Origin of the sequence: Prescottella sp. D32 (genome assembly GCF_037287305.1) — a bacterium.
GTDB lineage: Bacteria > Actinomycetota > Actinomycetes > Mycobacteriales > Mycobacteriaceae > Prescottella > Prescottella equi.
Map to the genome: position 1 here is coordinate 429,184 of NZ_JARBSW010000004.1, position 14,468 is coordinate 443,651.

Annotated in this window: 13 protein-coding genes and 1 rRNA gene; all 14 read right to left on the bottom strand. The window is 68.8% G+C overall.

What is annotated here, in order from left to right; translation table 11 throughout:
- Positions 1-10: 10 nt before the first annotated feature.
- On the bottom strand, positions 11-724 hold the full coding sequence (scpB, locus tag PSS76_RS19130) for an SMC-Scp complex subunit ScpB (RefSeq protein WP_022596125.1): 714 nt from the start codon (positions 722-724) through the stop codon (positions 11-13).
- Positions 721-1,548, bottom strand: a complete 828-nt coding sequence (locus PSS76_RS19135) for a segregation and condensation protein A (protein WP_069854815.1) — start codon at positions 1,546-1,548, stop codon at positions 721-723. Before PSS76_RS19135 ends, scpB begins: the two co-directional genes overlap by 4 nt.
- Positions 1,548-2,420, bottom strand: a complete 873-nt coding sequence (locus PSS76_RS19140; protein WP_237169334.1) for a ParA family protein — start codon at positions 2,418-2,420, stop codon at positions 1,548-1,550. The genes PSS76_RS19135 and PSS76_RS19140 overlap by 1 nt, the downstream gene beginning before the upstream one ends.
- Before the next feature lie 157 nt (positions 2,421-2,577).
- Positions 2,578-3,507 carry a site-specific tyrosine recombinase XerD gene (gene xerD, locus PSS76_RS19145; RefSeq protein ID WP_013416126.1) on the bottom strand — a complete coding sequence of 310 codons (930 nt, stop codon included), beginning with the start codon at positions 3,505-3,507 and terminating at the stop codon, positions 2,578-2,580.
- A complete protein-coding gene (locus tag PSS76_RS19150; RefSeq protein WP_013416127.1) occupies positions 3,504-4,154 on the bottom strand; it encodes an NUDIX domain-containing protein in 651 nt (216 codons plus the stop codon). The genes xerD and PSS76_RS19150 overlap by 4 nt, the downstream gene beginning before the upstream one ends.
- Positions 4,155-4,160: 6 nt before the next feature.
- Positions 4,161-5,909 (bottom strand): CTP synthase, encoded by a 1,749-nt coding sequence (pyrG, locus tag PSS76_RS19155; RefSeq protein WP_005512974.1) that lies wholly within the window; start codon positions 5,907-5,909, stop codon positions 4,161-4,163.
- A 158-nt stretch (positions 5,910-6,067) separates the two neighbouring features.
- Positions 6,068-7,012: a copper transporter gene (locus PSS76_RS19160; RefSeq protein ID WP_081121631.1), complete on the bottom strand. Its 945-nt coding sequence runs from the start codon at positions 7,010-7,012 to the stop codon at positions 6,068-6,070.
- Positions 7,009-8,193 carry a putative cytokinetic ring protein SteA gene (gene steA, locus PSS76_RS19165; protein ID WP_013416129.1) on the bottom strand — a complete coding sequence of 395 codons (1,185 nt, stop codon included), beginning with the start codon at positions 8,191-8,193 and terminating at the stop codon, positions 7,009-7,011. Before steA ends, PSS76_RS19160 begins: the two co-directional genes overlap by 4 nt.
- A gap of 99 nt (positions 8,194-8,292) precedes the next feature.
- Positions 8,293-10,068 carry a DNA repair protein RecN gene (recN, locus tag PSS76_RS19170; RefSeq protein WP_084870525.1) on the bottom strand — a complete coding sequence of 592 codons (1,776 nt, stop codon included), beginning with the start codon at positions 10,066-10,068 and terminating at the stop codon, positions 8,293-8,295.
- A 2-nt stretch (positions 10,069-10,070) separates the two neighbouring features.
- Positions 10,071-11,012, bottom strand: a complete 942-nt coding sequence (locus PSS76_RS19175) for an NAD kinase (protein WP_005512969.1) — start codon at positions 11,010-11,012, stop codon at positions 10,071-10,073.
- Positions 11,009-11,857 carry a TlyA family RNA methyltransferase gene (locus tag PSS76_RS19180; protein ID WP_005512968.1) on the bottom strand — a complete coding sequence of 283 codons (849 nt, stop codon included), beginning with the start codon at positions 11,855-11,857 and terminating at the stop codon, positions 11,009-11,011. Before PSS76_RS19180 ends, PSS76_RS19175 begins: the two co-directional genes overlap by 4 nt.
- A 281-nt stretch (positions 11,858-12,138) precedes the next feature.
- Positions 12,139-13,173 (bottom strand): HAD-IIA family hydrolase, encoded by a 1,035-nt coding sequence (locus PSS76_RS19185; RefSeq protein ID WP_084870524.1) that lies wholly within the window; start codon positions 13,171-13,173, stop codon positions 12,139-12,141.
- Positions 13,170-14,282 (bottom strand): tetratricopeptide repeat protein, encoded by a 1,113-nt coding sequence (locus tag PSS76_RS19190; protein WP_084870523.1) that lies wholly within the window; start codon positions 14,280-14,282, stop codon positions 13,170-13,172. Before PSS76_RS19190 ends, PSS76_RS19185 begins: the two co-directional genes overlap by 4 nt.
- Positions 14,283-14,342: 60 nt before the next feature.
- Positions 14,343-14,459: ribosomal RNA gene (gene rrf, locus PSS76_RS19195) — 5S ribosomal RNA — on the bottom strand.
- Positions 14,460-14,468 lie beyond the last annotated feature (9 nt).

Consider the following 14,468-nt stretch of genomic DNA (forward strand, 5'->3'; position numbering starts at 1 on the left):
TTGATCCCTGTCAGTTTTCGATGTCGATCCCGGGGTCCGGCGCGGTCGCCGTCGACCCCGATGACGACGTAGACCTGTCCATTCTCGCAAATCGTGGATCGGCTTCCAGACTCTCGGTGATGTCATCGATCACATCGACGTCCGGAAGCAGCGGCGCGAGCGGTGGCAGATCCGCCAAAGACGCCAGCCCGAGGCGCTCGAGGAACAGTTCCGTCGTCGCGTAGGTGGTCGCTCCGGAGTCCGTGTCCACACCCGCCTCCGTGATCAGACCGCGCGCCAACAGCGAGCGGATCACGCCGTCCACGTTGACGCCACGCACCGCGCTGATCCGCGCGCGGGTCAGCGGCTGCCGGTAGGCGATGACGGCCAGGGTCTCGAGGGCCGCCCGGGTGAGCTTGGAGCGGGCGCCGTCGAGTAGCAGTCGCTCGACGTACGGCGCGTACTCGGTACGGGTGTAGAAGCGCCACCCGTCACCCGCGTAGCGCAGGTCGATGCCACTGCCCCGCTCGGTGAAGTCCGCCGCCATCGTCCGCAGCATCGTCTCGACCCGTGCCTCGGGAACACCGACGACGTCGGCGAGCATCGCCGACGAGGCCGGGGTGTCGACCACGAGGAGCATCGATTCGAGTGCCGCGGCGAGTTCGGAGTCGGGCAGCTCCGTGAACTCGTCCTCGAACGATCGCGCGTCGTCCGTTCCCACGTCGTCGCTGCCGACGGACGTCATCCGTAGTCCTCCTCGGTCGCGGGAGCCGTCCGGTCCTCACCGGTCCAGCTCACCATCAGCTCACCCAGCGGTTCGGGCTGCTCGAACAGCACCGCTTGCTCTCGGTACAGCTCGAGCAGCGCCAGGAACCGGGCGACGATCTGTACCTGGACGTCGCACTCCGCGATCAGCGCCCCGAACGGTGTCCACACGCCGGCGCCGCGTTCCCGCAGCAGTTCCAGGACCCGGGCGGCCTGCTCCGGAACCGACACTGTCGGTGCGTGCAGATGGTCGAGGCCCACCGTCGGAACCGGGCGTGGACGGAACGCGGTGGCCGCGATCTCCGCGAATTGGAGGGGGTCGACCCCGAGAAGCACCTCGGGGAGCAGACCGACGTAGCGCTCCTCCACCGACACCGACCTCGGGTAGCGGCGCAGCGCGGCCGACTCGAGTTCACCGAACAGTTGCGCCACCTGCTTGTACGCGCGGTACTGCAGAAGCCGGGCGAACAGCAGATCTCGCGCCTCGAGGAGCGCCAGGTCCTCGTCGTCGTCCACCTCACCGGCGGGCAGCAGACGCGCGGCCTTCAGGTCGAGCAGCGTCGCGGCGACCACCAGGAACTCCGTCGTCTGGTCCAGCTCCAGTTCGCTGCCGAGACTGCGTGTGTACGAGATGAACTCGTCGGTGACCTCCGCGAGCGCCACCTCCGTGACGTCGAGTTGGTGCTGGCTGATCAGCGTCAGCAGTAGATCGAAGGGCCCTTCGAAGTTGCGCAGCCGCAGCCGGAACCCCAAGGGTCCGTCTTCGGCGGGAGCCTCCGTGACGACGTCGGTGGCCACGACCACTACCGGCCGCTGCGATGGATGACCTCACGGGCCAGTGCCCGGTAGGCCTCGGCGCCGCCGGACTTGGGGGCCCACGTGACGATGGGCTCTCCGGCCACGCTGGTTTCCGGGAAGCGCACGGTGCGGTTGATCACGGTGTCGTAGACGAGGTCACCGAACACCTCGACGACGCGCGACATCACCTCGCGGGCGTGCAGCGTGCGGGCGTCGAACATCGTGACGACGATGCCCTCGAGCGACAGGCGCGGATTGAGCCGGTCACGGACCTTGTCGACGGTGTCGTTGAGCAGCGCGAGACCGCGCAGCGAGAAGTACTCGCACTCCATCGGGATGATCACACTGTCGGCGCACGCGAGCGCGTTGACGGTGAGCAGACCGAGCGACGGCTGGCAGTCGATCAGCACGTAGTCGTAGCGGTCCAGAACCGGATGGAGCACGCGGCCGAGTGTCTGCTCACGACCGACTTCGGTGACCAACTGGATCTCGGCTGCCGACAGGTCGATGTTGCTGGGCAGCAGGTCCAGTCCGTCGATCCGGGTGCGCATCAGCACGTCGTCGATCGACGTGCGCTCCACCAGCAGGTTGTGGACCGTCAGCTCCAGATCGTGGTGCGCGACGCCGAGGCCTGCGGACAGCGCGCCCTGCGGATCCAGGTCGACGAGCAACACTCGCCGACCGTACTGTGCCAGCGAGGCGCCCAGGTTGATCGTCGACGTGGTCTTGCCGACGCCGCCCTTCTGGTTGCACATCGCGATGATCCGAGCGGGCCCGTGCGCGGTGACCGGTCCCGGCTCGGGTATCTCCCGCAACGGACGCCCGGTGGGGCCGAGCGGCGCGTCCGGTACCGGTTCGACATTCTCTGCGTACGACAGCGCGCCCCTGGAATGCGGGTGCGCTGGCTCCGCCTCCGGCGGCTGCGGTGTCACCACGGTCCGATGCTCCCCTGTCCTGTAGGTCCCATCCTGTCGCTGACTGATGCCGTAACGCTACCGCTTCGTGATCTCGAACGACGCCCAACACGCAACTGCGTCAGCGCGCTCTGGGATGCGCCTGCGCCCACACCTCGCGGAGCGCACCCACCGTGACCAGGGTGTAGATCTGCGTCGTCGTCACCGAGGCGTGGCCGAGGAGTTCCTGCACGACACGCACGTCAGCGCCGCCGTCGAGCAGGTGTGTCGCGAACGAGTGGCGCAGCGTGTGCGGCGACACCGCGACCGCGATGCCGGCCTTCTCGGCCGCGGTGTGCAGGACCTGCCACGCGCTCTGCCGGGACAGCCGCCCGCCACGGACGTTGAGGAACAGCGCCGGACCACCCCGCACCGACAACGCCGGCCGCCCGCGGACCAGATAGTTGTCGATCGCGGTGATCGCGGGCCGTCCCACCGGGACCACGCGCTCCTTGCCGCCTTTGCCGCGCAGCAGCACCGAACGCGACTGTGTGTCCAGGTCGTCGACATCGAGACCGACGGCTTCCGAGATGCGGGCGCCGGTCGAGTAGAGCAGTTCGAGCAGCGCCCGGTCACGCAGCGTGCGCGGGTTGTCCGCGGAACCGTCGCCGCCGGACGCTTCGAGGATCGCGAGGACGTCGTCGAGCGGGAGCGACTTGGGCAGCCGGCGTCCCGGGGTCGGGGGTTTCACCGCCCGCGCGACGTCCCCGCTGGTCACGCCTTCTGCCGCCGCGAACCGGTGCAGTCCGCGGACCGCGATGAGCGCCCGTGCCGCCGAACTGGGCGCCAGTGCGACCACTCCCTCCGCCGGATCGCCCTTGCGCAGAGCGACGACGAACTCGCTGACGTCCGTCTCGGTGACCGACCGGATGTCATCCGTTCCCCGCGCTTCGAGGAACCGTGCGTAGCGATCCAGGTCGCGGCGGTACGACGTGAGGGTGTTGCGTGCGGCACCCCGCTCGACGGCCAGGTGGTCCAGATACGAGTCGATCAGACCGCCCAGCTCCGTCATGCGGATCCGTGCCCGGCCCGACCGTGCTTGCGGCGGGCGAAGGCGTCCGGCCGGTCCACCCATGCCGCATCGGCAGACCGCAGATCCTCCCCCCGTGCGCGTGCCGCGGCGAGCGCGAGAATTCCCGACACCGCGGTCGCGTTCACGATCTCGCCCCGCAGCGCCATGGACACGGCATCGTCGAGCGGCACCCTTGCTATCTCGAGGTCGGCTTCCTCGTCGTGGGCGTCCGGCCGTTCGACGTCGTGCAGGCCGGTCGCCAGGAACACGCGAACACTCTCGTCCGTGAATCCGGGTGAGAGCGCCACATCGACGAGGATCGACCAGTCGTCGGCAGCGAGGCCCGTCTCCTCGGCCAGCTCCCTGCGGGCCGCGTCGAGCGGCGCTTCCCCGGGCTCGTCGAGCAACCCGGCCGGCAACTCCCACAGTCGCCGGCCCAGCGGATGCCGGTACTGCCGGATCAGCACCAGCCGATCGAGGTCGTCGAGCACCGCCACGGCAACAGCCCCGTGGTGCTCGACGACCTCACGATCGGCTTCCCGCCCGCCGGGCATGGCAACCCGGTCCACCCGCAGGGCCACGATCGCCCCGCTGTACACGTCGCGTGAGGCGACGGTGTCGAACTCGTGTTCCCCCGGCAGGCTCATGGGGGGTTATCCGACGCTGTCCGCGGTAGCCGCCTCGGCAGCGTCCGCCGGCGACGATGCGCTGACGTCGGTGACCTCGACGGGAAGCTGCTCGGCAGCCTTGTAGTCGAGAGCCGCGCCGATGAACGCCGAGAACAGCGGGTGCGGGCGGGTCGGACGGCTCTTGAGCTCCGGATGTGCCTGCGTGGCAACGAAGAACGGGTGCTTGTCCGCGGGCAGCTCGACGAACTCGACGAGGTGACCGTCGGGCGAGGTGCCCGAGAACACGAGGCCGCTCTTGGCGATCCGGCTCCGGTACGCGTTGTTGACCTCGTAGCGGTGACGGTGGCGCTCGGAGACGTTCTCGCTGCCGTACGCCGCGGCGACGACGGAGCCCTTCTCCAGCACGGCCGGGTACGCGCCGAGACGCATCGTGCCACCCAGATCGGCCTCACCGGCGACGATCTGTTCCTGATCGGCCATCGTCGAGATGACGGGATGCTTGGTGTCGGGATCGAACTCCTCCGAGTTCGCGTCCTCGAGACCCACCGAGCGGGCCGCCTCGATGACCACGGCCTGCAGGCCCAGGCACAGGCCGAGCAGCGGGATCTTGTGGGTGCGGGCGAAACGGATCGCGCCGAGCTTGCCCTCGATGCCACGGATACCGAACCCGCCCGGGATCAGGACGGCGTCGACTCCGCCGATCGCGGCCCGGGCACCTTCCTCGGTCTCGCACTCGTCGGACGGCACCCACGAGATCTCGACCTTCGAACGGTGCGCGAAGCCACCGGCCCGCAGCGCCTCGGTCACCGACAGGTAGGCGTCCGGCAGGTCCACGTACTTGCCGACCAGGGCGACCTTGACGGTCTCGCGCGGGTTGTGGACACGATCGAGCAGGTCACCCCACACGGTCCAGTCCACGTCGCGGAACGGCAGACCGAGCTGGCGGACGACGTACGCGTCGAGGCCCTCGCGGTGCAGCACCTTGGGGATGTCGTAGATCGACGGCGCGTCGGGTGTGGAGATGCACGCGTCGACGTCGACGTCGCACATCAGCGCGATCTTCGACTTGAGTGCCTGCGGCACGTCGCGGTCGCAGCGCAGGATCAGCGCGTCGGGCTGGATACCGATGTTGCGCAGGGCCGCGACCGAGTGCTGCGTCGGCTTGGTCTTGAGCTCGCCGGACGGGCCGAGGTACGGAACGAGCGACACGTGCAGGAAGAAGACGTTCTCGCGGCCCACGTCGTGGCGGACCTGGCGCGCGGCCTCGAGGAAGGGCTGCGACTCGATGTCGCCGACGGTGCCACCGATCTCGGTGATCACGACGTCCGGCACATGGCCCTGGGCGTCGGCACCCGCCATGGCGAGGATGCGGCTCTTGATCTCGTCGGTGATGTGCGGGATCACCTGGACGGTGTCGCCCAGGTACTCGCCGCGGCGCTCCTTGGCGATGACCGCCGAGTACACCTGGCCGGTGGTGACGTTCGCGAAGGCGTTGAGGTCGCGGTCGAGGAAGCGCTCGTAGTGCCCGACGTCGAGGTCGGTCTCGGCGCCGTCCTCGGTGACGAAGACCTCACCGTGCTGGAACGGGTTCATCGTTCCGGGGTCGACGTTGAGGTAAGGGTCGAGCTTTTGCATGGTCACGCGCAGCCCGCGCGCGGTGAGCAGCTCACCGAGGCTGGAAGCGGTCAATCCCTTACCGAGGGAGGAGGCGACACCCCCGCTCACGAAGATGTGCTTGGTGGCGCTACGCGACTGGATGCGTGACTGTGGCAAAGGGGCTCCCGTGACGACTGTGCAGGACTTGGTCTGAGTTGAAGCTGCTGGGGGCCTGCCGACCCACGGGACTTCACGGTAACACCTTCTCGCGCAGTCGCCGCGCGCGGCGTACGTGTTGCGGAGCGACAGGCGTCACAGTCGCCCGATCGCAGCCGCTACTGCGCCGGCGCCCCGACCGTCACCGAGGTCGCTCCCGGCCCGGTTCCGTAGCGACCGGCGCCGCCGCCGAGCTGCTCCTGCAGTGCGAGCACCGTGGTGATCCGGCCCGATTCCCGATCGACGTTGTCGACCGTCGAGAGGGTCGCCGAGACCCCTGCGTCGGCACGCGCGACGGCGATCGGGCCACTGCCCTCCGCTGCCGCCGGCGGCCCGACGAGCACCGCACCGGCGCCGCGGCCGTCCATCGCCGCCGCGAAGCGCGCGATCACGGCGCCACGATTGCCACTGGTGTTCTCGGGGTCACCGTCGCCGGTGAGGACGATTGCGAACTGGGCGGGCGCGACGTTGCCGTCGAAGTCGACGAAGCCTCCGCCCCGCAGCGCATCGAGGGCGAGGGCCCGTTCTTCGGGGGTGGTCTGTGGCTGCGCGGTCTGCGGATCGAGCAGCAGCACCGATCCCAGCAGGTCACCGGCGAGGCTGCCCTGGTCGACGGCGCCGGTTCGCAGCTGGATCCCGGCGGGGATGACGTTCGTCACAGTAGTGCGCAGCTGGTCGCCGTTCACCGAATCCACGAACGACTTCGTGAGGGCGACGCGGCCGGTCACATTCCCGCCGGCCTGGCCGATCAACCGGTTGATTCCCTCGGCCTCACCCGGATCGGCATCGGGCGTGGTCACGACGACGACGGACCGTTGCGCGAGGGTGTCCCGCACGATGCGGTCGGACACCACTGAGTCGAATCCGTCCGCGGCGGTCAGTTGTTCGTTCAACTGGTTGTTGGTCGTGTTGAGGTCCTCGATCCGGCTCTGCAGATCGGCCTTGTCGTCGCGCAGGCCCGAGAGCATCCCGTTCGAGAGCAAACCCGAACCCAGCACCACACCGATGGCCAGTGCCAGGAAGATCGCCGCTATCGAGATGGCATGTTGACGCATCGAAATCACTTGAAGAGCCCCTGAACCCACAGCGCGAAGCTGTTCCACGTGTCGATCGCCCAGTCCATCGCGTCACCGCCGATGTTGGACACCACCAGAGCGACGATCACGGCGGTGAGCGCCGCGAGAACCAGCAGCGCTACTGCCGCGCCCGACACCCGGCTGCTGTACAGCGTCGAAACCGCCTTGGCGTCGACGAGTTTCGGCCCCACCTTCAGCCGCGTCATGAACGCGGCCGGGTTGGTGTCCCGGCGACCGCGGTCGAAGAACTCGTCGAGGGACACCGTGGTGCCGACCGTGACGATGAGGGACGCACCGTGATGATCGGCGAGTAGCAGCGCCAGATCCGACGGCGACGCGGAGGCCGGAAACGTCATCGCGCCGATGCCGAGGTCCTGGATGCGCGAGAGTCCCTGCGCGTGGCCGTCCGGGTCGGCGGGTAGCACCACCTCCGCGCCGCACTTGAGCGTTTCGGCGGTGATGCCGTCGGGGTCGCCGACGATCAGATCGGGACGGTAGCCGGCCTTGGCCAACGAGTCGGCTCCTGCTCCGACGCCGATGAGGATCGGCGAGTACTCCTTGATGAACGGCTTGAGACTCTTGAGGTCGGCGAGGTGGTCGGGGCCGTCTGCGACCACCACCACGTGCCGATCCTTCAGATCCACATCGATGTCCGGCACGCCGACCCCGTCAATCAGCAAGGGGCTCTCGGAGCGGATGAACTCGATCGTGTTGCCGGAGAACGCTTCCAGGTGATCGACGAGACCGGTCTTCGCTTCGATCATCCGATCGGAGATCTCGGCCTCGACCTGTTCCTCGCCCTGGACCAGCAGGCGCTCGCCGGCGTAGACGGCGCCCTCGTGCAGTCGGATCTTGGAGCCGTCCTTGACGACCTTCATCAGGTCGGTGCCCGGCGCGTCGATCAGCGTGATGCCGTTCGCGACGAGGACCTCCGGGCCCAGATTCGGGTAGCGCCCGGAAATCGACATCGAGGCGTTGACGACAGCCAGGACGCCGGCCCCCACCAGCGCGTCCGCGGTGACGCGATCGAGGTCGATCTCGTCCAACACGACGATGTCGCCGTGCCCGACGCGGCGCAGCAGCTTGCCGGTGTCGCGGTCGACGCGGGCAATGCCACTGATTCCGGGCAGCGTTTCGGTCTTACGGGAGAGCAGCGCCGGCATCTTCATGCCGTCGATCATCACCCGTCACTCGGCGATCACACGGGAGGCGCGCCGTATCAAATACCACACCAGTCACACAATGCCAACTGAAAAGTCTGTTTCGACTCAGGCGAACGCGGCGCTGCGCTCCTGCCCGGCGATCGTCAGCAGTTCCTCGGCGTGGGCGCGTCCGGTCTCGGTGTCGTCGAGGCCCGCCAACATGCGCGCCAGTTCCACGACACGCTCGTCCTCGGTGAGGGTGCGCACTCCGCTGTCGACTCCGCTCCGGACGTCGTCGGTCTTGTCGACCACGAGGTGTGTGTCGGCGAAAGCCGCGACCTGTGGAAGATGGGTCACGACGATCACCTGGTGGGTCCTCGCGAGACGGGCGAGCCGACGCCCGATCTCCACCGCAGCGCGCCCGCCGACGCCGGCGTCGACCTCGTCGAACACCATCGTCGCGCCGCGGTCCGAACCGGCGAGTACCACCTCGAGCGCCAACATCACCCGGGACAGCTCGCCGCCGGACGCGCTCTTGCTGATCGGTAGCGACTGCGCCCCGCTGTGCGCCGCGAGCCGGAACTCCACCTCGTCGACGCCGGACACTCCGGCATGCAGTTCCCGGCCGTCGACCAGCAGCGGGGCGGAATCCGCCGGTCCGGCCTCCCGGGCACGCACCGACACCTCGAGCGCGGCCCGCCCCATCGCCAGTCCCGCCAGTTCGTTGCTGACGGCCTTCGCGAGCTTCACGGCGGCCTTCGTCCGGGCGGCGGTGAGTTTGACGGCCGCCTCCGCGGTGGCGGCGGCGGTCTTCTCGACCCGCCCGGACAGTTCCGCCAGCGCATCGGCAGACACATCGATGCGGGCGAGCCGATCGCGCGCCGTCTCGGCCCATTCGAGCACGCCGTCGATGTCGGCTGCGTACTTCCGGGTGAGTGTCTTGAGTTCCGCCTGACGGGTCAGCAACGTATCGAGAGCCCCGGGGTCGCTCGGCAGACCCGAGAGATAGCCGGACAGCTCGCCCGCGACATCGGCGACGACAGCCATCGCCTCGCCCAGTCGTGGCCCGAGTCCCGCCAGTGCGGGATCATCGGACGCCTCGATCCGCGACCGTGCCTCACCGAGCAGGTCGAGCGCGCCGGTGCCACCGTCCATGACGTCCTCGACTCCGGCGAGCGCGGCCTGCGCGCCCTCGGCTGCCGAGCGCAGCGAGTCGAGGTCGCCGAGACGGCGGACCTCGTCGACGATCTCCCGATCCTCGCCCGGAGTGGGCGCGATGCGGTCGATCTCTTCGAGCGCAAACGTCAGCCGATCGGCCTCCTGCGCGAGTTCGCGTGTGCGGCTGGTTCGTTCGAGCAGTTCGTTGCGTGCCTCCACCCACTCCGAGCGCAGCTTGCCGTAGCGGGCGAGCAGAGGGCCCACAGTCTTGTCCGCGAACCGATCGAGCGCTGCAAGTTGCTGATCCGGCCGCAGCAGGCGCAACTGGTCGTTCTGACCGTGCACGGTGAGCAGCGGGTCCGTGAACTCGGACAGCACGCCGGCGGGAATGCTGCGGCCACCGAGATGCGCCCGCGAACGCCCGTCGCCGCCGACGGTGCGGACCGCGATGATGCTGCCGTCCTCGTCCCGTTCGGCGCCGCACGATTCGAGCAGTCGGGTCACTTCACGGTCGATCTGCTGAGAGCTGCCGTCGACACTGAAGCGACCCTCGACCACCGCTCGGGCCGCTCCGACGCGTACCCGACCGGCATCGGCGCGGGCACCGCTGAGCAGATGGAGGCTCGTGACCACCATCGTCTTGCCGGCACCGGTCTCCCCGGTGAGCACGGTCAGCCCTTCGTGGAACTGGGCCGAGGCCGAGGAGATGGCCCCGAGGTTGTCGATCCGAATCTCCGAGAGCACAGCTACCGTTTCCTCCCTCGCCACCCGGTGACCGGTAGTTCGAACTTGCGCACCATCCGGTCTGCGAACGGCGCCGAATCGAGTCGCACCCAGCGAATGGGGTCCTTGCCCCGCACCACCTCGACACGTGCGCCCGCCGGAAGTTCCAGGGTTCGGCGTCCGTCGCAGAAGACCAAGCCGTCGTGGCTGTCGGCGACCGTCTCGACCGCGACGATCGACTCCGGACTCGTGACGAGGGGACGCGCGAACAGTGCGTGCGCATTGCTCGGGATCACCAGCAGCGCTTCGAGTTCGGGCCACACGATGGGTCCGCCGGCCGAGAACGCGTAGGCGGTGGACCCGGTGGGTGTAGCGATCAGCACCCCGTCGCACCCGAATGCCGAGACCGGACGGCCGTCGACCTCCAGTACGACTTCGAGAACGCCCAGACGCGAACGGTTCTCGATGCTTGCCTCGTTCAAGGCCCAGCCGCGCTGGACGATCCTGTCCTCGATCCGGACCAGGACGTCGAGCGTCATCCGATGCTCGATCCGATACTCGCGGCGGACCACCTGAGCCATCGCCGCCTCGAGGTGCTCGGCTTCCGCCTCGGCGAGGAACCCGATCCGGCCGAGATTGATACCGAGCACGGGCACATCCGCCGACTGAGCGAGTTCGGCGGCACGCAGGAAGCTGCCGTCGCCACCGAGGACGATGACCATCTCGCAATCCGCGGCGGCACCCGGCCCCTCCGGCACGACGGTGACGACAGGAACGTCCGGATCGTCGACGCCGTTCTCCACCCAGGAGAGGTCGACCTCGTTGTCCAGCAGGCGCAGCGCGATCCCCGCGTGCGCGCAGATTGCCGCAACCCTGCGGGCGGTGTCGGTGATGTCGGGTCGCCCGGAGTGCGCCACCAGCAGTATCTGGCGGCCCGCCTCGCCGCGCGAGACCCCGTGCGTCACTGCGGACCTTCCTCGACTGCGCGACGAACCAGCGCCTCGACGTCCCGAATCTCGCCGCCCTCACCTTCCGGCAAGTCGGCGTCCGGGGTCGGGTCGCCCTTCCGGAGCCACAGGAAGTACTCGACGTTGCCCGACGGCCCGGGCAGCGGACTCGCCACCGCGCCGAGGGTCTGCAGCCCGAGCGCAGCCGCAGCTTCCGCGACCTCGAGGACCGCACCGACTCGCAGTTCGGGATCGCGCACCACGCCGCCGGCTCCGACCCGATCCTTGCCCACCTCGAACTGCGGCTTCACCATCGGGACGAGATCCGCGCCCTCGTTCACACACGCGACGAGGGCCGGGAGGACCAGTTTGAGGGAGATGAAAGAGAGATCGGAGACGACGAGATCGACCGGACCTCCGATCGTCTCGGCATCGATGGACCGGACGTTGGTGCGATCGTGGACGTGCACGCGGTCGTCGGTCTGGAGCTTCCACACGAGCTGGCCGTAACCCACATCCACCGCCACGACCTCACGAGCACCGTTGTGCAGCAGCACATCGGTGAACCCGCCGGTAGACGCGCCGGCGTCGAGGCATCGACGCCCCTCGACCGCGAGTCCGTGTGGCATGAACGCCTCGAGCGCCCCGATCAGCTTGTGGGCACCGCGCGACGCCCAGGACACCTCCTCGGCCACCTCGGTCACGAGGAGCGGCGTACCCGCTTCGATCGCCGTGGCCGGCTTGGTCGCGACAGTTCCAGAGATGAGGACGCGGCCCGCGGCGATCAACTCCACCGCTTGCTCGCGGGAGCGCGCGAGACCGCGTCGCACCAGCTCCGCATCGACCCTTGCTCGACGTGCCACCTCAGACCTTGTCCACTGCTGCCAGGGACTCGACGAGTACATCGTGAGCCCGTTCGAGAATCTGTGCCTGCCGGGAAAGTCTGGTCTCAGTGTCCGTATCGGCAGCGGTACCGTCCAACCGCGCGAGCAACTCGTCTACCTGCGAGTGGATACCCGCCGGGTCGACACCGCTGCCCGTACCCGGGAGGTGCTGGCCTGGAAGTGGTACTGGCGTGCTCATCGATGCAAACCTAGCCCATCGGCCCGACAACGGACCACCTGCGATCCCGGCCGACAAGCCGTCACAATCCGCCGAGCAGGGCGGAGACCGCGGCGCGTGCCTCGGCGTCGGCAGCCCTGATTCGAACGAACTCCGGATGGGCCCACGCCGCGGCGAGCACGGTGAGGAAGGCGCCGGCGGTCGTATGCCCAGCCCCGCCGTCGCCCGTATCGACACTCCGCACGACGACGTCCCCTGCCTCGAAGTTCGCCTGCCAGCCAGGATGCGCCGTTACCGCCGACTCCTCCGCCGGCCGGTTCAGCGCCTCCAACGACGCAGCAACGTACGTCGGTCGGTGCTCGACGTCGGCACGCAGGAGGTCCGCGGTGGTGCTCACGCCGGTGAGTACGAGCAACGACTCGACGTCGACGGCATTCGCCCCCGCGATGTCCGTGTCGAGTCGGTCACCGACGACCAGCGGCCGGCTTGCACGGGCCCTGTCGAGCGCGTCGTGCATGAGCGGCGCCGCCGGCTTCCCGGCCACGACCGGCTCCCGACCGGTCGCGGTACGCAGAGCCGCGACCATCGAGCCGTTGCCCAGGACGAGCCCGCGCTCGGTGGGCAGCGTGGAGTCGACGTTGGCCGCGATCCACAGCGCGCCGGCCCGGATCGCGAGAGTCGCCTCCGCGAGAATCGCCCAGTCGGTCGTCGGGGAATGCCCCTGCACCACCGCGACGGGGGCGTCGACGAACCGTCGAACCACGCGCAGCCCGACCTTCTCGACCTCGTCGCACAGTGCCTCGGTACCGACGACCAACACCGCCGAACCCGTATCCAGATGCTCCGCCAGCAGCCGCGCAGCGGATTGTGAGCTGGTCACAACGTCGTCGTCGGCAGCGTCGAAGCCGAGCTCGCGCAGGTGTTCCGCCACGTCGGCAGGGCTTCGGCTGGCGTTGTTCGTCACGTAGAGCTGCCGCTCGTTGCCCGCTTCGAGCGCCTCCCGGGCACCGGGGATCACCTCGCGGCCCTGGTAGACCGTGCCGTCGAGGTCGAGCAGGAGGACATCATGACCGGCGCGAAGCGACGGGCGATTCGTCGCACCCTCCGCAGACGTCACTGACCTTCTCCGGTCAGTTCGGCCACACGCTCCTCTGCATCGGTTTCACCGTCGAGGTCGGCCGCAGCCGCGTTCAGGAACCACTTGAGACCGTCGGGGATTCGTCCGGCGGCGACGAGCGCGTCCGCATACGCGTAGAACAATCGAGCCGCAGCCGACCCGGAACGCGACGCGTCGAGATCGGCGGTCTGCAGCGTCACGACGGCCTGGTCGTACTGACCGAGGTCCATGCGCGCGCCCGCGACGACCATGCGAAGCTCGCTGGCATCCTCGCCCGTGAGCGCACGCGCTTCGTCACTTCGGCCGAGTTCGATCGCCCGCTCGGGACGACCGAGGCCCCGCTCGCAATCTGCCATGACGGCGAGGAAGCCCGGCCCACCCGACATGCGCCGGGCAGCCCGCAGCTCGGACAACGCCTCGGCCCACTCGCCCGCGTGGTAGGCGGTGATACCTGCGGTCTCACGGACGACGGCGATTCGGCCGGCGCGCTGACGTGCGGCGCGGGCGTGAGCAAGCGCGAGACGTGGGTCGTCTTCGATCAACCGACTAGCCATCACGAGGTGACGGGCGACGGCGTTCGCGTTGTTCTTGTCGAGACTCAGCAGATCGCGGCGCACGGCCGGATCGAGCTCCGACGCTTCCACCTCGTCCGGGATGTCCGGCTCGTCGGGACGCGCGTCACGACGCTGCGGACCGACTGCCTCGCGACCGCGTGCCGGCCCGAAGCCACCTTCCCCACCACGACGACGTGGACCGCCACCGGATCGACGATCGTCGCCGCGTCCCTGGAAGGAGCGCCGGTCATCGGACCGGCGCTCGCCGCGGTCGTCGCGTCGGTCGTCGCGACCCCGGTATCCACCGCGCTCGTCGCGACCCTGGCTTCCACGGCGATCGTCGGACCCGTCGTTACGGCGATCGTCGCGATCGCGCCACTGACCTGAACCCCGACCCGGGCGGCCGGCGCGATCCTGTCCACTCGGGGGAGACTGACGGCGATCGTCCCGATCACCGCGTCGATCCGACGGTCGACCGTCGCGTTGTCCTTCGGAACGGTGGGGGCCGTCTCCGCGGAAGTTCCGACGATCACCACTGCTTTCCGACACAGCCATTCCTTTCATGCAAAACACGAAAGGGGACCCAGTGTGTTGGGTCCCCTTTCGGTAACGGATGTTCGGCGGTGTCCTACTCTCCCACACCCTGTCGAGTGCAGTACCATCGGCGCTGGAGGGCTTAGCTTCCGGGTTCGGAATGGGACCGGGCGTTTCCCCTCCGCTATGGCCGCCGTAACTCTATGA

Bases quoted from the DNA above. Each gene is read 5' to 3' on its own strand.
- scpB (WP_022596125.1), bottom strand. From the start codon at position 724: ATGACGTCCGTCGGCAGCGACGACGTGGGAACGGACGACGCGCGATCG.
- xerD (WP_013416126.1), bottom strand. From the start codon at position 3,507: ATGACGGAGCTGGGCGGTCTGATCGACTCGTATCTGGACCACCTGGCC.
- PSS76_RS19150 (WP_013416127.1), bottom strand. From the start codon at position 4,154: ATGAGCCTGCCGGGGGAACACGAGTTCGACACCGTCGCCTCACGCGAC.
- steA (WP_013416129.1), bottom strand. From the start codon at position 8,193: ATGAAGATGCCGGCGCTGCTCTCCCGTAAGACCGAAACGCTGCCCGGA.
- PSS76_RS19190 (WP_084870523.1), bottom strand. From the start codon at position 14,282: ATGGCTGTGTCGGAAAGCAGTGGTGATCGTCGGAACTTCCGCGGAGAC.